At 32.9% G+C, this 18971-nt stretch carries 17 protein-coding genes, 4 tRNA genes and 3 rRNA genes; 1 reads left to right on the top strand and 23 read right to left on the bottom strand.

The window, feature by feature from the left end; all coding sequences use genetic code 11:
- Positions 1-66 precede the first annotated feature (66 nt).
- The 5 genes from groL to panD all read right to left on the bottom strand — a co-directional run bounded on the left by groL (position 67) and on the right by panD (position 3717).
- Positions 67-1695 (bottom strand): chaperonin GroEL, encoded by a 1629-nt coding sequence (gene groL, locus ACBT_RS03875; protein ID WP_024774810.1) that lies wholly within the window; start codon positions 1693-1695, stop codon positions 67-69.
- A 73-nt stretch (positions 1696-1768) separates the two neighbouring features.
- Entirely contained in the window at positions 1769-2026 is a 258-nt protein-coding gene (gene groES, locus ACBT_RS03870; protein WP_024774809.1) for a co-chaperone GroES, read from the bottom strand.
- Between the two features lie 121 nt (positions 2027-2147).
- Positions 2148-3020, bottom strand: coding sequence for a polyprenyl synthetase family protein (locus ACBT_RS03865; RefSeq protein WP_024774808.1), 873 nt, complete (start codon positions 3018-3020; stop codon positions 2148-2150).
- On the bottom strand, positions 3021-3341 hold the full coding sequence (locus ACBT_RS03860; protein WP_024774807.1) for a YbaB/EbfC family nucleoid-associated protein: 321 nt from the start codon (positions 3339-3341) through the stop codon (positions 3021-3023).
- On the bottom strand, positions 3334-3717 hold the full coding sequence (gene panD, locus ACBT_RS03855; RefSeq protein WP_024774806.1) for an aspartate 1-decarboxylase: 384 nt from the start codon (positions 3715-3717) through the stop codon (positions 3334-3336). Before panD ends, ACBT_RS03860 begins: the two co-directional genes overlap by 8 nt.
- Before the next feature lie 78 nt (positions 3718-3795).
- On the opposite strand from panD, the gene ACBT_RS03850 reads away from it, so the two are divergent.
- Positions 3796-4347 (top strand): peptidylprolyl isomerase, encoded by a 552-nt coding sequence (locus tag ACBT_RS03850; RefSeq protein WP_024774805.1) that lies wholly within the window; start codon positions 3796-3798, stop codon positions 4345-4347.
- 7 nt (positions 4348-4354) lie between these two features.
- Here the strand turns inward: ACBT_RS03850 and ACBT_RS03845 are convergent, their stop codons facing one another.
- The 18 genes from ACBT_RS03845 to ACBT_RS03760 all read right to left on the bottom strand — a co-directional run bounded on the left by ACBT_RS03845 (position 4355) and on the right by ACBT_RS03760 (position 18969).
- Positions 4355-5548 (bottom strand): response regulator, encoded by a 1194-nt coding sequence (locus ACBT_RS03845; RefSeq protein WP_024774804.1) that lies wholly within the window; start codon positions 5546-5548, stop codon positions 4355-4357.
- Between the two features lie 8 nt (positions 5549-5556).
- Complete coding sequence (locus ACBT_RS03840; protein WP_024774803.1) at positions 5557-6036, bottom strand: chemotaxis protein CheW; 480 nt, start codon at positions 6034-6036, stop codon at positions 5557-5559.
- A gap of 57 nt (positions 6037-6093) precedes the next feature.
- Positions 6094-7281 (bottom strand): exodeoxyribonuclease VII large subunit, encoded by a 1188-nt coding sequence (gene xseA / locus ACBT_RS03835; RefSeq protein ID WP_024774802.1) that lies wholly within the window; start codon positions 7279-7281, stop codon positions 6094-6096.
- Positions 7281-7991 (bottom strand): bifunctional demethylmenaquinone methyltransferase/2-methoxy-6-polyprenyl-1,4-benzoquinol methylase UbiE, encoded by a 711-nt coding sequence (gene ubiE, locus ACBT_RS03830; RefSeq protein ID WP_024774801.1) that lies wholly within the window; start codon positions 7989-7991, stop codon positions 7281-7283. The genes xseA and ubiE overlap by 1 nt, the downstream gene beginning before the upstream one ends.
- A gap of 24 nt (positions 7992-8015) precedes the next feature.
- Positions 8016-8255: a hypothetical protein gene (locus ACBT_RS03825; protein WP_228130288.1), complete on the bottom strand. Its 240-nt coding sequence runs from the start codon at positions 8253-8255 to the stop codon at positions 8016-8018.
- Between the two features lie 5 nt (positions 8256-8260).
- Complete coding sequence (locus tag ACBT_RS03820; protein ID WP_024774799.1) at positions 8261-9052, bottom strand: P-loop NTPase family protein; 792 nt, start codon at positions 9050-9052, stop codon at positions 8261-8263.
- A gap of 107 nt (positions 9053-9159) precedes the next feature.
- Positions 9160-9894, bottom strand: a complete 735-nt coding sequence (locus ACBT_RS03815) for a ferredoxin-thioredoxin reductase catalytic domain-containing protein (protein ID WP_024774798.1) — start codon at positions 9892-9894, stop codon at positions 9160-9162.
- 19 nt (positions 9895-9913) lie between these two features.
- On the bottom strand, positions 9914-10132 hold the full coding sequence (locus ACBT_RS03810) for a VF530 family protein (RefSeq protein WP_024774797.1): 219 nt from the start codon (positions 10130-10132) through the stop codon (positions 9914-9916).
- A 114-nt stretch (positions 10133-10246) separates the two neighbouring features.
- Positions 10247-10362 (bottom strand): 5S ribosomal RNA (gene rrf, locus ACBT_RS03805).
- Positions 10363-10567: 205 nt separating this feature from the next.
- A 23S ribosomal RNA gene (locus tag ACBT_RS03800) occupies positions 10568-13481 on the bottom strand.
- 372 nt (positions 13482-13853) lie between these two features.
- A tRNA-Ala gene (locus ACBT_RS03795) sits at positions 13854-13929 on the bottom strand.
- Positions 13930-13939: 10 nt separating this feature from the next.
- Positions 13940-14016 (bottom strand) — tRNA-Ile (locus tag ACBT_RS03790).
- Between the two features lie 103 nt (positions 14017-14119).
- Positions 14120-15637 (bottom strand): 16S ribosomal RNA (locus ACBT_RS03785).
- Together the 16S, 23S and 5S rRNA genes with 4 tRNA genes alongside form the textbook arrangement of a ribosomal RNA operon.
- 435 nt (positions 15638-16072) lie before the next feature.
- Positions 16073-16147: transfer RNA gene (locus ACBT_RS03780), tRNA-Asn, on the bottom strand.
- Between the two features lie 27 nt (positions 16148-16174).
- Positions 16175-16249 (bottom strand) — tRNA-Asn (locus tag ACBT_RS03775).
- Between the two features lie 119 nt (positions 16250-16368).
- Entirely contained in the window at positions 16369-17406 is a 1038-nt protein-coding gene (gene hemE, locus ACBT_RS03770) for a uroporphyrinogen decarboxylase (RefSeq protein ID WP_024775418.1), read from the bottom strand.
- A gap of 12 nt (positions 17407-17418) precedes the next feature.
- Complete coding sequence (locus ACBT_RS03765; protein WP_024775419.1) at positions 17419-17931, bottom strand: YqhA family protein; 513 nt, start codon at positions 17929-17931, stop codon at positions 17419-17421.
- A complete protein-coding gene (locus ACBT_RS03760) occupies positions 17932-18969 on the bottom strand; it encodes an aspartate-semialdehyde dehydrogenase (protein WP_024775420.1) in 1038 nt (345 codons plus the stop codon).
- Between the last annotated feature and the right edge of the window lie 2 nt (positions 18970-18971).

The following is an 18971-nucleotide window of genomic DNA, read 5'->3' as shown; positions in this document are numbered from 1 at the left end:
TTAAGAAATTTTTATAAAAGTAGTAAACTCCCAAGAAATGGGAGTTTTAGAGAAAAGTGGTAATGATTACATCATTCCTGGCATACCACCCATACCACTCATATCTGGCATTGCAGGTTTGTCTTCTTTAATTTCTGTAACAGTCGCTTCTGTTGTAAGAAGTAAAGATGCTACTGAAACAGCATTTTGCATTGCAACTCTTTCAACTTTTGCAGGGTCAACTATTCCAGCTTCAAACATATCTACATATTCACCAGTTGCTGCATTGAATCCAATGTTTTCATTCTGAGATTTTTCAACTTCATTTGCAACAACACCAGCATCAAATCCAGCATTTAAAGCAATTTGTTTTAATGGTGCTTTAATAGCTCTTAAAACAATATTTGCTCCAATTTGCTCATCACCACAAAGATCTAGTTTTACTTTAGCAGCAGCTCTAATTAATGCAGCTCCACCACCAATTACAATTCCCTCTTCAACAGCAGCTCTTGTTGCACTTAAAGCATCATCAACTCTATCTTTTTTCTCTTTCATTTCAGTCTCTGTTGCAGCTCCAACTTTAATAACAGCAACTCCACCACTTAATTTTGCAAGTCTTTCTTGTAATTTTTCTCTATCATAATCACTTGTTGTATTTGCAATTTCTGCTTTAATTTGATTTACTCTAGCAATTACACTATCTTTGCTTCCATTTCCATCAACAATTGTTGTGTTATCTTTATCAATTACAACTTTTGAAGCTACTCCCAGAGCACTTAAATCAGTAGTTTCTAGTTTCATTCCCATCTCTTCAGATACAACTGTAGCACCTGTTAATACAGCGATATCTTCAAGCATTGCTTTTCTTCTATCACCAAATCCTGGAGCTTTAACTGCAGCAATTTGTAAAGCACCTCTTAATCTATTCACAACTAATGTAGCTAATGCTTCACCATCAACATCTTCAGCAATAATTAATAGAGGTCTTCCTGATTTATTAACACCTTCTAAAATTGGTAAAAGCTCTTTTAATGAAGAGATTTTTTTATCATAAAGTAAAATAAATGGATTATTAAACTCTGTTGTCATTTTCTCAGGATTTGTAACAAAATATGGACTTAAATATCCTCTATCAAACTGCATTCCTTCTACAACATCTAGTTCATCAGAGATACCTTTTGCCTCTTCTACAGTTATAACTCCATCTTTTCCAACTTTTTCCATAGCTTCAGCAATCATTTTTCCAATTGCACTATCAGAGTTTGCAGAAATAGTAGCAACTTGCTCAATTTCAGTTTTATTAGCTACAACTTTTGATGCTTTTTTAAGCTCAACTAAAATAGCTTCAGTTGCTTTATCCATACCTCTTTTTAAAGATATAGGATTTGCACCAGCTGTTACGTTTCTTAATCCTTCTTTAAAAATTGAATGAGCTAAAACTGTTGCAGTTGTTGTCCCATCTCCTGCTTCATCAGCAGTTTTGCTAGCTACCTCTTTTACAAGTTGAGCTCCCATATTTTCTAAAGTATCAGCAAGCTCAATCTCTCTAGCAACACTAACACCATCTTTTGTAATTGTAGGTGCTCCAAAAGATTTTTGTAAAAGTACATTTCTTCCTCTTGGTCCCATTGTAACTTTTACAGCGTCTGCTAATTTTTCAACACCTGAATATAATTTATTTCTTGCATTATCACTAAATATAATCTCTTTTGCCATAGTATTTTTCCTTTTTTTATATTAATTTAAATTTATTACATTTGTAAAAAAATTTACTTACGCAAACTTTTAATTACATAACTCCAATTACATTCTCAATATTTAAAACAAGATAATCTTTACCATCAAGTTTAATTTCAGTACCTCTATATTGTTCAAAAACAACTATATCTCCAAGATTTACGTCTTCAATTTTGCTTCCAACAGCTACAACTTTTGCAGTTTGAGGTTTTTCTTTTGCATTATCTGGAATATAAATTCCACTTGCTGTTTTGTTCTCAACTTCTGTTCTTTCAACAAGAACTCTTTCACCTAGTGGTTTGAAATTCATATTTATTCCTTTTATTGTATTTAATTTTCTTTTATAGCTTAGAATTTAGCACTTGTAAATTCCAAGTGCTAAATTCTAATAAATTTTTTCTTTTTTGTCAATAAACCTTTAGTCAAATTAACTAAGATTTGTATTTTTTATGTCTATTTATGTAATTAATTAAGAGTTCTTCGAGTGAATTTTTAAGATTAGTATCAAAATTATTTAAACTTTCCAAACATTTTTCAGCCAAATTATCTGCACTTTTTATAGATTCTGAAAGTCCCAATAAATTTACAAAAGAGTTTTTAAAACCATCATTTTGCGTTGTTTTACCAGCAGTTTCACTACTTTCAAGTTCATCAATAATATCATCTTGTATTTGGAATAAAAGTCCTAAGTCAAGTCCAAATTTATATAACTCTTCTTGAATATTTTCTTTATAATTTGCTATTAAAGCTCCCATTTTAAGACTAGTAGCAATTAATTTTGCAGTTTTATTTGTATGCAAGAATTCTAATTTTTCAAGATTTATTTTTTGTTTTTCAAAGTGACAATCTATTGCTTGTCCAATTATCATTCCATCAATTCCACCATTTGAAGATAGAAGTTTAATTAATTCAATTTTTACATCATTGTGTAAAGGTGAATTTGCTATCAAATTAAAACTTTCACTATTTAGTGCATCACCTACTAAAATAGCTGTAACTTCATCATACTTTGTATGAAGTGTTGGAAATCCTCTTCTTAAAGATGCATTATCCATCGCAGGTAAATCATCATGAATTAAAGAGTATGTATGTAAAAACTCAACAGCAAGAGCAACTTTCATACTATTATCTAAAAGTAAAGGTTTTTTTGATTGAACAACACTTAAAAGTAGCATCGGACGAAATCTTTTCCCTCCAGCTTTCAACATATCTTGTAATGCATTTTCAAAATGTGGGTGAAATGATTCTATTTTTGGAAGATTATTTAACAAATAATCTTCAAATTTATTAAGAAGTGTATTCATCTATTTTTGACCAAAATTTCCTAAATTTCCCATAAGACTCATAGCCATTCTTTTTTTATTTTCTTCACTTTGCTTTATAATATCATTCATGCAAGAGATTAATAAAATTTGTAAAGAATCTTTATCTTCTAAAAGAGAATCCTCTATTTTTAAATCAACTACTTCCGAATTACCATTAATTGAGATTTCAACCATTCCTCCACCAGCTTTTGCTGTAAAGAGTGTTGAAGCATTTTTCTCCTCTTGTTCTTTTGCCATATCTTGGAATTTATTTATCATATCACCAAGATTTAAATTTTTTAAATCGATCCCATCAAACATAATCACTCCCTACAAGCTCATTTGTAATAAGCTCTACATTATTTTTTTCATCAACTAATACAACTGTTGGCTTATAATTTTTTAATTCTTCTTCACTATAAGTTGCATAAGCAATTACTATAATTTTGTCACCAATAGCTACTTTTCTAGCTGCGGCTCCATTTAAACACATATCTCTTTTTCCGAACTCACCTTTTATTACGTAAGTTTGAAATCTTTCACCATTATTTATATTTACAATATCAACTTTTTGACCAACTCGTAAATTTGATGCTTTCATTAACTCTTCATCAATAGTTATTGATCCAACATAGTTCAAATTCGCGTCACTTACAGTGGCTCTGTGAATTTTGCTGTATAACATTTCAAAAGTCATTTAGAAAATCCTTTATTATTTTTTCAAAGCTATTATACTATACTAATTTATTATAAAACTAAATTAAAGGTAGAGATTATGCGAAAAATATTATTTTTATTTTTTTCTTTAGCTGCAACTATTTTATTTGCAAGCCAAAATACAGAAAAAAATCCAATTGCCGTTTTTGATACAAACAAAGGAATCATTAAAGTAGAACTAAGACCAAAAATGGCTCCAAAAGCTGTTGAAAATTTTATAACTCATTCAAAAAATGGTTATTACAATGGTTTAATTTTTCATAGAGTTATGAAAAATTTTATGATTCAAGGTGGAGATCCTACAGGAACTGGAGCTGGTGGAGAATCTATTTGGGGAAAACCTTTCGAAGATGAATTTTCTGCTAATGCTGTTTTTGATAAACCATTTATTTTAGCAATGGCAAACAGAGGAAAAAATACAAATGGAAGTCAATTTTTTATAACAACAGTACCAACATATTGGTTAAATGGAGCTCATACTATTTTTGGATACGTAATTGAGGGTACAAATGTAGTAAAAGATATAGAGAGCGTGGAGACAACAGGAAGATACGGTGGAGATAAACCAATAAAAGATGTAATTATAAATAAGATTACAATCGAAGAGTAAATCTTATTTAATTAAAAATCTTTTCAATAATTGCAGGTTCTACATTTGCAATTATTGATTTTTCTAAAAGTTCAAGCTTTTGACTTTCTTGAGCTGAACGCTCTTTCCAGTAATCTAACTTTTCTTTTAAGACTTCATTTGTTTCACTATTATTTAAAGTCTCATTTAGTTTTTCAATTTCAAATTTAAGAGATCTTATTTGCTGATTTAAAAAATTATTTTCTTCTTCCAATTTTTTTAATATTTTTTCATTCGTTTTGTCATTGTTGTTAAGCTTAAAAATATTTAACTCTTTTTTTGTCTCTTCAAGTTCATCTTTTATTTTTATTAAAAGAGTCTCCTGCTCTAAATTTTGTTCTTTTGTTTTTTGTAAATTTTCACTTTTTTCTTTAATCAAAGCAAGTTGCATCTGTCTTTTTAACTCTTGCTCTTTTGTAGTATCATAAGCTACAAAAATAACTCCCAGCATCTCTAAAAAATCATCTAGATCTGGAAAAATATTACTTTTTGTATCTAAAGTAGTATCATCTTTTCTCTTTATTTTTAGATTTCCTTCCCAAGAATTCTTATTTAAAAGTTTTTCATATATATCATCAAAGATTTTTTTTGCATTATTGTTATGTCTAAAAGTAACTAACTCTTTTCCTAGTAAAGTTTCTTTTTTATATCCTGTAGCTTTACAAAATAATTTATTTGCGTAAGTTATTCTAAACTCTTTATCAAGTTTTAAAAGTAAATTATTTGAATCTAGTATATTTCTAAATTTTATTAACTCATCTTTTTGTTGTTTCAAAAGTTTTTCAAGTTCTAAACTTTTTGCTATATCCTCAATATAAATCAAAAGTTTTCTTATATCAAGCGGCTTAACAACATATTCTTTTACTCTTAGTTTAATAGCTTCAATTAAAAAATCACTATCAGAGTGAGCTGTTGCAAAAATAATAGGAACATCATCTTTTATATCTCTTATTTTTTTAACCATATCAATACCATTTAACTCTGGCATATTAATATCGCTAACAATAATATCTATATTATTTTGATTTGTAAGATAAGTTCTAAGCCCTTCTTTACCATTTGAAGCGACTATAACAGAATGAAAAAAATTTTCTAAAAGAGAAGACAATTCTGTTCTTATTACATCATCATCTTCTATATATAAAATAGTATATTTTTTAAGAAGTTCCCTATTTAAATTCATAGTAAGTCTTAATCTTCAAGCTCACTTTTTGCAACAACTTTTTCTATATCCATAATTACTAACATTTGATTATTATCTAATCTAATAAACCCTTTTAGATATTTTGCAGGAATACCTGAACCCATTTCTGAAACTGTAGCTAAAAGACTCGTGTCAAGTTTTTGAACATCATCAACTTTATCTACAACAATTCCTATCATTCTTTTATCTTCTGTTATAACAGTGATAATTGTTGTACTTTCGTTATAAACTATCTCACCTGTATGAAATTTTATTCTTATATCTAAAATAGGAACAACTTCTCCTCTTGAATTTATCAACCCTTTTACCCAATCTTCCGTGTTTGGTAAGGTTGTAATATTATCAGGGTAAGTTAATATCTCTTTGATTTTTGGAAGTTCTATTGCATACTTCATTGCTCCAAGTTCAAATGTCATAAATTCAGTTATATTTGATGAATTTGCAACTTTAGTATCTTTATTTTCCATGAAATTCCTTTTATGCAACTTTATTTTGGACTATTTTATCCATTGTAAACTTAAACTCTATTTTTGTTTTTTTAAACTTATTATTTTACAGCTAGCAATAGTTTTAGCTGATTGAATCTCTAAAATATCATCTACTTCTAAACTTTCTAATGAAATTATTTTATTTTCTTTAGAAATTTGAACAAATCCTGTTTTATCTTTATTTTCTGGATTATTTAGAATGTAGTTCTGTTTTAAATTATTAATACTACTTTGAAATAAGTCAATTTTTTGATAAAAAGTTCTATTAAAACCATCTTTTAAAAGTTTTATTTGAGCATCAATAAAATTAAATTTTGCTTCAATAGAATTTTGCATAAATAATTTTTTCATAGAATTTAAATCATTCTCTTTTGTTTGAAATATATTTTTTAATCTATTCTCAAATTCATTTATAAATGAATCAACATATAAAAGATGTTCTGTTTTATCAGGTAAAGCCATCTCCATAGCATTTGATGGTGTCGCTGCACGAGCATCTGCTACAAAATCACTTATTAAATAATCTATTTCATGACCAACTGCTGATATTATTGGTGTTTTTGCTTCATAAATAGCATCTGCAACAAGTTCACTATTAAAAGACCACAAATCTTCAATACTTCCTCCACCTCGACCAACTATCATAATATCACAATTTAATCTATCAGCAAATTTGATACTTTTTACTATATCTTCAACACTACCTTCACCTTGAACTAAAGTAGGAATTAAAATTAATTCAACTAAATTCCATCTATTAGTTGCAACTTTTTTCATATCTTCAATAGCTGCTCCAGTAGCAGATGTAACTATTGCTATTTTTTTAGGATATTTAGGAAAAGATTTTTTTATACTTTGCTCAAAATAACCTTTTGCTTGAAGCTTAGTTTTTAATTGTTCAAAAGCTAAAGCTAAGCTACCTATTCCATCTGGTTCAATTTTTGTACAAAGTAGCTGATAATTTCCTCTTGGAACATAAACTGTTATATTTCCAGTAACTTGAACTTTTTGACCATTTTCTAATTGGAATTTTAAATATTTTGTATTTCCTTTAAACATAACACAAGATATTGTTGAATTTTCATCTTTTATAGAAAAATATATATGTCCAGAACTATGATTTGTGAGATTAGAAATCTCTCCAGAAACTAAAACTTGCATAAAAGTAGTTTCTAAGAGAGATTTAATTTGAGTATTTAAAGTAGTTACACTAATTGGATTCATTAAACTTTTTTTGCAATTATAAGTGTTGATATTTTCATAGAAAATGATTTTACATATACTGGTTCAAGTCCAGCATTTTTTAACTCTTTACATAAGTTTTCTGTTGTTAAAAACTCGTCAATTGAATCAGGCAGATATCTATAAGCCTCTTTATTACTTGAAATAATTCCACCAACTACAGGTAAAATTTTATCCATATAAAACGATGTTAAATAATCAATTGGTGTCTCTTTTTTATTTTTTGTAAACTCACTAATTACTACTAATCCACCTTGTTTTAAAACTCTAGCAAATTCAACAAAAGCCTCTTGTCTTTGAACAACATTTCTTATTCCATAAGATATTGAAACTATATCTGCACTTTCGTTTTCTAAAGGCATAGATGTAGCAAAAGCCTCAATAAAATCAACCTCTGGAAGTTTCCTTTTACCAACTTCCATCATACCAACGCTAGGATCAATTCCTACAATACTTTTTAACTCAATACCTTTATTTTTAGCATTTTGTTTCCAAAATATAATCATATCACCTGTTCCACAAGCTACATCTACGATTTTTTGAATTTCTTTTTTACCATATAATTCAAAAGTTTTACTACAAGCTTTATCTCTCCAACTTTTATCTATTCCCATTGATAAAACTCTATTTGCTTTATCATAAGTTGGAGCAATATTATTAAACATTGATACTATTTTTTCTTGTTTTTCCATATACATTTTTCCATTTAATATTTTTTATAAAAGATACTTACCTACTAAAATTCCAATAATTAATCCAATATTTAAAGCTACTGCTATATTCATAATTGAAAGTTTTTTATCAGAATAAGGTAATTTATTTAATATTTTTTCTTGTTCTGCTAAAGTTTTTTCAAAATTACTTGAAGCACTTTCTAAATTAACTAAAGCTTTATTTATAGCAATTTCAGAAAATTCCATTCTTTCAACAAGCTCTTTAGCTTGTTTAAAGCTCATATCACTCATTTTTTTATATCAATCCATCTATCTAAATCACAAAAGATTCTATTTAAAGTATTTAAAACATAATCTTTTGCTTCTGTTTGAATTCTTCTAAAGAAAAGATACTTTCTTGCAGCTTCAATATCACCTAGCTCTTTAGCTTCAATAGCTTTTTTTGCAAAATCAGTATTATTATATGCCATTTCCCATACTGTACTTCCCAAATATCTACTCATTGTAATTATTTTGTCATTTTTTACAGGAAAATACTTTGGACTTTTTAAAAAATCACAAATAACTGAATTAGAATCAAGATATTTGTGTCCAAAAAAGTTTATAAACTGTTCATTATAATAATCTTCATCCATTGAAATAGATCGCGTCAAAGCAAAAATCATATTATCTTCTGGATTTTTTTCAATTTTTCTAATTTTTTTCATAGTTGCGATAGCATTTTTTCCATCAAGTTCACCATCACCTAAAGGAATAATCCATTTGACATTTCCAAAACTACCAACTTTTTTTATTTCATCAAGAACCAATGATGATGTTTTATTTCCACCAACATCTACTATGACTTCATGATTATCATCCATTAAGATAAGCTCATCAAGATCTGTTATTTTATTTGTTCCTAACATTCGTTTATCAACAATCTCTGTTCTTGTAAAAGATCTTGAATCGTTGTTCTCATCATCGATTTCTATATAAGTAATTTTTTTGCCATGTTTTTTATACAAATATGGTGCAATAACCTGCATAGCAACAGTAGATTTTCCAACACCACCTTTTGTTTGAGGAATTATAATCATATAATTAAACCTTTGATATATAAGCTATAAAAGGAATCATTCTATCAAAACTATTATTAATGTTTCACTCTAATTCAAATTATTATAATCATAAAATAAAAAAAGAATCAATCTTTCCCACTGATCATTTCACCCCTGAAACTCATAATTCCATAATCAAGATTTATAACTTTTTTAAAACCCATACTAAGCATTATTCTTTGACAATATGCACTTCTACTTCCACTATGACAATAAACAATAGTTGGTAATTCTTTTTGATTATTTAAAGGCTCAATAGAACTATAAAAACTAGTTGTAGGCACTAGATAATCAACTCCTTTAATTCTAGCTTGAACCCATTCCATCCATTCTCTTGTATCAACAAGATTGAAATTTACATAACCAATTTCTCTAGCTTCAAGTAAAGCTTCTAATTCTATAGAATTGATCTCATCTTTATTTAAGAGTTCTTTACATTCATCTTTTGTTAAACCTCTACTATGTGTTGCTATTGCATCTTTTGTATCAATATTTAAAAGAATCTCTTGGGCTTTTACTTTTGTACAATAAATACCACAATGGCAAGTACCATTTTGTGGTATTTCAATATTTAAAGCTGGTTCACAAGGACATAATCTATTTTTTTCACTTTCTGTCTCTTCAATAACCATAAAACATGGACAATATCTTTTTCCGTATATAAGTTTATTTCTAGCAAGTCCCATTTGAATTGATTCATTAACCTCATTATCTGGATTGAATACAAGATTATGTTCTTCTAAAACTTTTAAAGTAAAATGCTTTGTAAGTTCTAATTCAATTTGAAATTCTTCACTATTAAGATCAATTTTTTTTATCATATATATTCCTATAATTTATTTAATTAGAAAATGTATTTAAATATAGTTTTTCTACTTTTTCTCTTGCCCAAGGAGTCTTTCTTAAAAATTTAAGACTTGAACTTATAGATGGATCAAAATTAAAACATCTAATATTAATTTTATTTCCTAATTCATTCCAACCATAAAACTCTACTAATTTTAGTAAAATAGTTTCTAATTTTAAACAATGAAAAGGGTTATTTGGATTGTTATTCAAGAGATTTTCCTAATGTGAAATAAGTAATACAGAAGAAGGCGTAAAAAAAAAGCTTACCACTTTACACCGTGAAGATGTAAAAAGGTAAGCTTTTGTGTAAATAAAAACTCAAAGAGCTGGCAGCGACCTACGTTTCCACAAGGGGACCCTGCAGTATTATCGGCGATGAAGTGCTTGACTACCAGGTTCGGAATGGGACTGGGTATTTCCACTTCTCTTTAACCACCAGCAAATTCGAGTGTTAAAAGCTTGAATAAACTCTTAACACTCAAATTGTGATTTTGAGAATCTAATGTTAAAGTCTTTTGGCTTCTTAAAAAAACTAAAGTTTTTTCAAGGTAACAGCCTTGTATTTCATATTTGTATCTATATTAATAAACACTAATTAAACATAATAAATATGCTTAATAAGATAGTAAACCAAAGAAAATTGTTTAAAATAAGCCAAACGTTCTATTAGTACTGGTCAGCTAAAGGGCTTACACCCATTACACATCCAGCCTATCAACCAGCTAGTCTTGCTGGGAACTTCAGGGAAAGTTCATCTTAGAGTTGGCTTCGAGCTTAGATGCTTTCAGCTCTTATCACATCCCAACGTGGCTACCCAACGATGCTCTTGGCAGAACAATTGGTACACCAGTGGTTGGTTCATCCCGGTCCTCTCGTACTAGGGACAAATCTCTTCAACTTTCCTACGCCCACGGAAGATAGGGACCGAACTGTCTCACGACGTTCTGAACCCAGCTCGCGTACCGCTTTAAATGGCGAACAGCCATACCCTTGGGACCGACTACAGCCCCAGGATGCGATGAGCCGACATCGAGGTGCCAAACCTCCCCGTCGATGTGAGCTCTTGGGGGAGATCAGCCTGTTATCCCCGGCGTACCTTTTATCCTTTGAGCGATGGCCCTTCCACGCAGAACCACCGGATCACTATGACCGACTTTCGTCTCTGTTCGACTTGTTGGTCTCACAGTCAAGCTAGTTTATGCCATTATACTCAACGATGGATTTCCAACCCATCTGAACTAACCTTTGTAAGCCTCCGTTACTATTTAGGAGGCGACCGCCCCAGTCAAACTACCCACCAGACATTGTCCTGAATGAGGTTAACTCATCGCAGTTAGTAACTCAAATATTCAAGGGTGGTATCTCAAGGATGGCTCCGACTCTACTGGCGTCTAGTCATCATAGCCTCCCACCTATCCTGCACATGAATATCCAAGCTACAGTGTCAAGCTGTAGTAAAGGTGCACGGGGTCTTTCCGTCTTTCCGCGGGTAGGAGGAATTTTCACCTCCACTACAATTTCACTGGATCCCTCTTTGAGACAGCTCCCATCTCGTTACGCCATTCATGCAGGTCAGTATTTAACTGACAAGGAATTTCGCTACCTTAGGACCGTTATAGTTACGGCCGCCGTTTACTCGGGCTTCGATCAAATGCTTCGCTTGCGCTGACATCATCAATTAACCTTCGAGCACCGGGCAGGCGTCACACCTTATACATCCACTTACGTGTTAGCAAAGTGCTGTGTTTTTGGTAAACAGTCGGGAGGGACTCTTTGTTGCAACCTCTTTAGCTTTTTGGAGCAAGTCCATATACCAAAGTAGGCACACCTTATACCGAAGATACGGTGCTAGTTTGCAGAGTTCCTTAAAGAGGGTTCTTCCACGCGCCTTAGAATACTCATCCCACCCACCTGTGTCGGTTTACGGTACGGGCAACATATAATATACTTAGTGGCTTTTCTTGGCACGACAGTATCATCGATTCTCCATCTCCTCCGAAGAGTGTCAAGAGCCTGTAAGATCTCGGTCTAACGTTAAGCGGATTTGCCTACTTAACAACCTACATCCTTCGAGCCACACTTCCATCCGTGACCTCGATTAACTCTATGCGTCCCCACATCGCGCTTATATGTTGGTATTGGAATATTAACCAATTTGCCATCGTCTACCCCTTTCGGACTCGACTTAGGACCCGACTAACCCTACGATGACGAGCATCGCGTAGGAAACCTTGGGTTTTCGGCGAACAGGATTCTCACCTGTTTTAACGCTACTCATGCCTGCATGCTCACTTCTATCCGCTCCAGCACTCCTTACCGGTATACCTTCAACGCTGAATAGAACGCTCTCCTACCACTCAATTAAAAATTGAATCTAAAGCTTCGGTGTACATCTTAGCCCCGTTATATTTTCCGCGCAGAATCACTAGACCAGTGAGCTGTTACGCTTTCTTTAAAGGATGGCTGCTTCTAAGCCAACCTCCTGGTTGTCACAGTAACTCCACATCGTTTTCCACTTAGATGTAACTTAGGGACCTTAGCTGTTAGTCTGGGTTGTTCCCCTCTTGACGACGGATTTTATCACCCACCGCCTGACTCCTGTGATTCCACATATAGTATTCATAGTTTGATAGGGTTTGGTACCGCGGTAAGCAGCCCTAGCCCATTCAGTGCTCTACCCCTATATGCTACAACACAAGGCTATACCTAAATATATTTCGGAGAGAACCAGCTATCACGAAGTTTGATTGGCCTTTCACCCCTATCCACAAGTCATCCCAAGACTTTTCAACGTCAGCGGGTTCGGTCCTCCACTGGCTCTTACACCAGCTTCAACCTGCTCATGGATAGATCACTTCGTTTCGGGTCTGCAGCATCTGACTATGTCGCCCTATTAAGACTCGCTTTCGCTACGGCTTCGCACTTGGCTTAACCTTGCCAGACACCACAACTCGCAGGCTCATTATGCAAAAGGCAGTCCATCACCCTGATAAATCATAGGGCTCTGAATGATTGTAAGCTAATGGTTTCAGGTTCTATTTCACTCTGCTCGCTGCAGTACTTTTCACCTTTCCCTCACGGTACTTGTTCACTATCGATCTGTAAGTAGTATTTAGGATTGGAGGGTGGTCCCCCCAGCTTCAGTCAAAATATCACGTGTTCCGACCTACTCAGGATACTATTAGCGTTATTGAGAATTTTAATTACAGGAGTATCACCTTCTATGCTCTAGCTTTCCAACTAATTCATCTATTCTCTTTAACTACACATTATAGTCCTACAACCCCCAATGCAAGCATTGGGTTTGTCCTAATCCGCGTTCGCTCGCCGCTACTGACGGAATCTCAATTGATTTCTCTTCCTCTGGCTACTGAGATGTTTCACTTCACCAGGTTCGCTCCCCGTAGGGTAATATAATTCTCATTATATTGGGTTGCCCCATTCAGAAATCCCCGGATCAAAGCTCTTTGGCAGCTCCCCGAGGCTTATCGCAGCCTAATACGTCTTTCATCGCCTCTTACAGTCAAGGCATCCACCATTAGCCCTTAATAGCTTATAAACGGAGCCTAAAAAAATCTTACGATTTTATTCAGGTTCCTTTTTTCTTGCCTAAAAATTCTAGTTTAACTAAAACTTCTAAATTTGATAATATTCTTTGGCTACTATCTTATTAAACATATTGTTCAATAATATAGTTGTGTTATCTATAGTTATATTTAATATCTCTATTAAATTTTTTAGATATGAAATTTTTTTATTTAAATTTAAATATCGCTATTCAAATTTACGAAAAAATTTTAAAGACTTTAACATTATATTTTTAAATATCATTTAGAAACCTATTTTATTAAGTTCTAATATAAATCTTATAATCATATTATAAAACTTATATTAAAACTTTAAAAGCTCTTACACTCTTAAGTTTAATAGATGGTGGAGAATAGCGGGATCGAACCGCTGACCTCCTGCGTGCAAAGCAGGCGCTCTCCCAGCTGAGCTAATTCCCCAGATTATTTATGGTGGGCCTATCAGGACTTGAACCTGAGACCTCACGATTATCAGTCGAGCGCTCTAGCCAGCTGAGCTATAGGCCCCTTCACCTATTTTTTCAAATAATCTTTATAAACCGAACATATTATCTTAAATCTTCTTTGTTCTTCTGAATAGTTAAGAAACAAATCTTAACTTATTTCTCTGAAAGGAGGTGATCCAACCGCAGGTTCTCCTACGGTTACCTTGTTACGACTTCACCCCAGTCGCTGAATCCACTGTGGAAGGTAGCTACTTTAGCATCCCCGCTTCGAATGAGTTCAACTCCCATGGTGTGACGGGCGGTGAGTACAAGACCCGGGAACGTATTCACCGTAGCATAGCTGATCTACGATTACTAGCGATTCCAACTTCATGTAGTCGAGTTGCAGACTACAATCCGAACTGGGAGATATTTTATAAGATTTGCTCCACGTCACCGTATTGCGGCTCATTGTATATCCCATTGTAGCACGTGTGTAGCCCTGGACGTAAGGGCCATGATGACTTGACGTCGTCCTCACCTTCCTCCTACTTGCGTAGGCAGTCTCCTTAGAGTTCTCAGCCGAACTGTTAGCAACTAAGGACGAGGGTTGCGCTCGTTGCGGGACTTAACCCAACATCTCACGACACGAGCTGACGACAGCCGTGCAGCACCTGTATATAAGTTTCTGCAAGCAGACACCAATCTATCTCTAGAAAGTTCTTACTATGTCAAGTCCAGGTAAGGTTCTTCGTGTATCGTCGAATTAAACCACATGCTCCACCGCTTGTGCGGGTCCCCGTCTATTCCTTTGAGTTTTAATCTTGCGACCGTACTCCCCAGGCGGTACACTTAATGTGTTAACTGCATTACTGCAAGATCAAGTCTCACAACAACTAGTGTACATCGTTTAGGGCGTGGACTACCAGGGTATCTAATCCTGTTTGCTCCCCACGCTTTCGCATCTCAGCGTCAATAATGTTCCAGTAGATCGCCTTCGCAATCGGTATTCCTTCTGATCTCTACGGATTTTACCCCTACACCAGAAATTCCATCTACCTCTCCCACATTCTAGACTAACAGTTTTCAAAGCAGTTCTATAGTTAAGCTATAGGATTTCACTTCAAACTTATTAATCCGCCTACATGCTCTTTACGCCCAGTGATTCCGAGTAACGCTTGCACCCCCCGTATTACCGCGGCTGCTGGCACGGAGTTAGCCGGTGCTTATTCATATAATACCGTCATTATCTTCTTATATAAAAGGAGTTTACGCACCGAAATGTGTCATCCTCCACGCGGCGTTGCTGCATCAGACTTTCGTCCATTGTGCAATATTCCCCACTGCTGCCTCCCGTAGGAGTCTGGACCGTGTCTCAGTTCCAGTGTGACTGATCATCCTCTCAAACCAGTTATGCGTCATTGTCTTGGTAGGCCATTACCCCACCAACTAACTGATACAATACAGGCTAATCTCTTACCAATAAATCTTTCCCTTACTAACTTTAGTTAGTAAGGAGTATAAGGTATTAGCAAACGTTTCCATTTGTTATCCCTTAGTAAGAGGCATATTACCTATACATTACTCACCCGTGCGCCACTTAGCTGACAATTATAGCAAGCTATAACCCGTTCTCGTTCGACTTGCATGTGTTAAGCACGCCGCCAGCGTTCACTCTGAGCCAGGATCAAACTCTCCATAAATTATTGATTAATCTAATTAATCATTATGTAGTGCATGAAACTGACATTTTTGTTTTTTATTACTAAATTACAAAATTATCACTCAAATTTATAGACAAGAATTTGACTTCTTGTTCATTATTTTTTTGTATTGAATATTTAAGATTAACATATTCGGTTTACAAAGATTATTATCTTTACAAACTTACTTGATTTTTTAAAGATCTTAACTTAACCACTCTTGGTCAAATTGGACGGGAATTATAATAGGATTTTTCTTAGTTGTCAAGAGCTATACGCTTAAATATCGCTTAAATTTTGGAAGTTTGTTTTATCGCTATTTTTGAAGGAAAAAATTACTTTAGATTAGGGCTTTTATACCAATTCGATTAACATACCAATCTAATGCTATTAAAATTTAAAATGATTCAGAAGTTTTGTTGATTTATTTTAAAGTGGCTCCGGCACCTGGGATCGAACCAGGGACCAAATGATTAACAGTCATCTACTCTACCGCTGAGCTATGCCGGAATATTATTGTAATTTATTAAAGACGTGTGGCTCCGGCACCTGGGATCGAACCAGGGACCAAATGATTAACAGTCATCTACTCTACCGCTGAGCTATGCCGGAATATAGTTTCCGTCTTTAATGGGATGGAATTATAGTAAAAATTCAATTTAATGTCAAGAGTTTTTTTAGTAAATTTATAAAATTATAAAATTTAGTCAAAAGTAAAAGCTTTTTGCCTTCTACTTTTTACTAATTCTTTTACATTCATTTACAAAATGAATAGCGTTTTCAACAGGAACATCAGGTAAAATTCCATGCCCTAAGTTAAATATATGACCTTCACCTTGCATAAGATTTTGTATTGCTTCAACACAGGCTGTTGTTGCTTCTTTAGAATAAAGTCTACATGGTTCCATATTACCTTGAAGAACATATTTACTTCCCAACTTCTCTTTTGCTAGTGACATAGGAGTACCCCAGTCTACCCCAAATACATCAAAGTTTCCATAAACAAGTCCTCTTTCAATAAAAGAAGGAATTCCTTTGGGAAACATAATTACCGGTATATGAGGATATTTATTTTTGATATACTCTGCAATTTCAACCATATATTTCCATGAAAATTCATCATAACGTGCAGGTTCAATTGCTGCTGCCCAAGAATCGAAAATTTGTACAACATCAGCACCAGCTAAAATTTGTTTTTCTAAATATAATTTTATAACATCTGTTAATTTTCTTAAAATTTTATGTAAAAATTCAGGATTTGCATACATAATTTTTTTAGATAAGTTATAAGTTTTTGTACCTTCACCTTCAATCATATATGTAGCTAATGTCCAAGGTGCGCCTGTAAATCCAATTAGAGCTTTATCTTCAGGAAGACGTTGTTTTAATATTTTTATAGTTTCATAAACATAAGTTAATTTCGAAGCAGCTTCTTCTCCACCAATTAATGAATCTAAATCAGCTTCAGATTCAATAGGTTTACTAAATTTAGGACCCTCGCCTTTTACAAAATCTAAATCCATTCCCATTTCATTTGGAATAACCAAAATATCACTAAATAAAATAGCTGCATCAACTCCAACAATATCTAATGGCTGTATTGTAACTTCTGCAGCAAGCTCAGGATTATGACAAAGATTTAAAAAATTACCAGCTTTCGCTCTTACTTCCATATATTCTTTTAAATATCTTCCTGCTTGTCTCATCATCCAAACTGGCGTATATGGAGTTGGTCTTCTAAAACATGCATCCACAAAAATTTTTGACATAATTAATTCCTTTTATTTTTTTCCAACTTTACCTGTAAAGTAAAGTCCAACAGCTAATGCAACAATAGCTAACGCAAAATACAACAATTCTAATGGCGTTTCATACTTTGTATGTAAAACTCTTTGAAAATAATTTACCACCAACACCATTATAATTACTTTTGCTATTTTATCTTTTAATTGATCTAGTGAACTAATATTTAAGATTGAATTACACTCTTCTGGAGTACAAGCAGCATCAATTTTTGATATAAATAACTCATAAACTCCAAAAGAAAATATTAATAAAACAACTGCTATTAAATATAAATCAACTGCCCCAATAATTCCTGCAACTATATCTTCATGAAAATGTTCTGGATGAGTTCCTTCAATAAATGTTGTAAAAATAAATTTTGCTACATTAATTACATCAACACTTGCAACAATAAATAAAATCACAGATCCCAAAAAGCCAAAAATTACTGCAAGAATTACAATAAATCTGCTTTTCCAAAGGGCATTTTCAAAAAGTTTTTCGAACATTTAAATATCGCTTTCTAACTCAATCCATTTTAAACCAATTCTAACTGCATTTGTAGCAGCTCCAACTCTTACTTGATCAGCAACATTGAAGTAATGAACTACATTTGATGCATAAACATCTTTTCTAATTCTTCCAACATATGTATAATCAGTATCTGTTGAAATTATTGGCATTGGGTACTTTTTATTTGGTAAATCATCAATTACTTTTACGTTCTCAAAGTTTTCTAAAACATTTCTAACTTCATCGACATCAACGTCAACACAATCATTAAATGTAACAGTTAGTGATTCACTATGAGATCTTAATACAGGTACTCTTACACAAGTTGCTGCAACTTCAAAATTTTTGTGCATAATTTTTTGAGTTTCATTTACCATTTTCATTTCTTCTTTAGTAAATCCATTCTCCATCGCAACATCAATTTGAGGAATTACATTTAAAGCTATTTGGTGTGCAAACGCTTTTATTTCTGTTTCATCTAATCTAAATGCAAAGAAATCTTGCATTTGTTTAACTAACTCTTCCATACCAGATTTTCCAGCACCTGAAACAGCTTGATATGTTGATACATCAACTCTTTTTATTCCATATAACTCATCTAGTGGTTTTAAACTTTGAACCATTTGAATTGTAGAACAATTTGGATTTGCAATAATTCCAGTTTCTCTCCAAAGTTTTATATCTTGAGGATTAACTTCAGGAACAACTAGTGGAACTTTTGGATCCATTCTAAAGTGACTTGTATTATCAATTACAACAGCCCCTGCTTCAACTGCGTATTTTGCAAACTCAGCAGATACACTTCCTCCAGCACAGAAGAATGCTATTTCTACTTCTTGCTCTTCAAAAACTTTAGGTGTTAATTCTAAAACTACAACATCTTTATTTCTAAATTCTATTGTACTTCCAGCACTTCTAGCACTTGCCAGTGGTACTACTTTATTAACTGGAAAATTTAACTCTTCCATAACTCTAAATACTTCTTCTCCAACAGCACCTGTAGCACCAACAACAGCAACATTAAATTTTCTCATAA

Source organism: Aliarcobacter cibarius (genome assembly GCF_013372265.1).
In the GTDB taxonomy this organism is placed as follows: Bacteria; Campylobacterota; Campylobacteria; order Campylobacterales; family Arcobacteraceae; genus Aliarcobacter; species Aliarcobacter cibarius.
The sequence above is the reverse complement of the archived record's forward strand: the minus strand, read 5'-3'. Positions and strand labels throughout refer to the sequence as shown.

Excerpts from the sequence above, each read along its gene's own strand:
- groL (WP_024774810.1), bottom strand. The coding sequence starts at position 1,695 with ATGGCAAAAGAGATTATATTTAGTGATAATGCAAGAAATAAATTATAT.
- groES (WP_024774809.1), bottom strand. The coding sequence starts at position 2,026 with ATGAATTTCAAACCACTAGGTGAAAGAGTTCTTGTTGAAAGAACAGAA.
- ACBT_RS03865 (WP_024774808.1), bottom strand. The coding sequence starts at position 3,020 with ATGAATACACTTCTTAATAAATTTGAAGATTATTTGTTAAATAATCTT.
- ACBT_RS03860 (WP_024774807.1), bottom strand. The coding sequence starts at position 3,341 with ATGTTTGATGGGATCGATTTAAAAAATTTAAATCTTGGTGATATGATA.
- panD (WP_024774806.1), bottom strand. The coding sequence starts at position 3,717 with ATGACTTTTGAAATGTTATACAGCAAAATTCACAGAGCCACTGTAAGT.
- ACBT_RS03850 (WP_024774805.1), top strand. The coding sequence starts at position 3,796 with ATGCGAAAAATATTATTTTTATTTTTTTCTTTAGCTGCAACTATTTTA.
- ACBT_RS03845 (WP_024774804.1), bottom strand. The coding sequence starts at position 5,548 with ATGAATTTAAATAGGGAACTTCTTAAAAAATATACTATTTTATATATA.
- ACBT_RS03840 (WP_024774803.1), bottom strand. The coding sequence starts at position 6,036 with ATGGAAAATAAAGATACTAAAGTTGCAAATTCATCAAATATAACTGAA.
- xseA (WP_024774802.1), bottom strand. The coding sequence starts at position 7,281 with ATGAATCCAATTAGTGTAACTACTTTAAATACTCAAATTAAATCTCTC.
- ubiE (WP_024774801.1), bottom strand. The coding sequence starts at position 7,991 with ATGGAAAAACAAGAAAAAATAGTATCAATGTTTAATAATATTGCTCCA.
- ACBT_RS03825 (WP_228130288.1), bottom strand. The coding sequence starts at position 8,255 with ATGAGCTTTAAACAAGCTAAAGAGCTTGTTGAAAGAATGGAATTTTCT.
- ACBT_RS03820 (WP_024774799.1), bottom strand. The coding sequence starts at position 9,052 with ATGATTATAATTCCTCAAACAAAAGGTGGTGTTGGAAAATCTACTGTT.
- ACBT_RS03815 (WP_024774798.1), bottom strand. The coding sequence starts at position 9,894 with ATGATAAAAAAAATTGATCTTAATAGTGAAGAATTTCAAATTGAATTA.
- hemE (WP_024775418.1), bottom strand. The coding sequence starts at position 17,406 with ATGTCAAAAATTTTTGTGGATGCATGTTTTAGAAGACCAACTCCATAT.
- ACBT_RS03765 (WP_024775419.1), bottom strand. The coding sequence starts at position 17,931 with ATGTTCGAAAAACTTTTTGAAAATGCCCTTTGGAAAAGCAGATTTATT.
- ACBT_RS03760 (WP_024775420.1), bottom strand. The coding sequence starts at position 18,969 with ATGAGAAAATTTAATGTTGCTGTTGTTGGTGCTACAGGTGCTGTTGGA.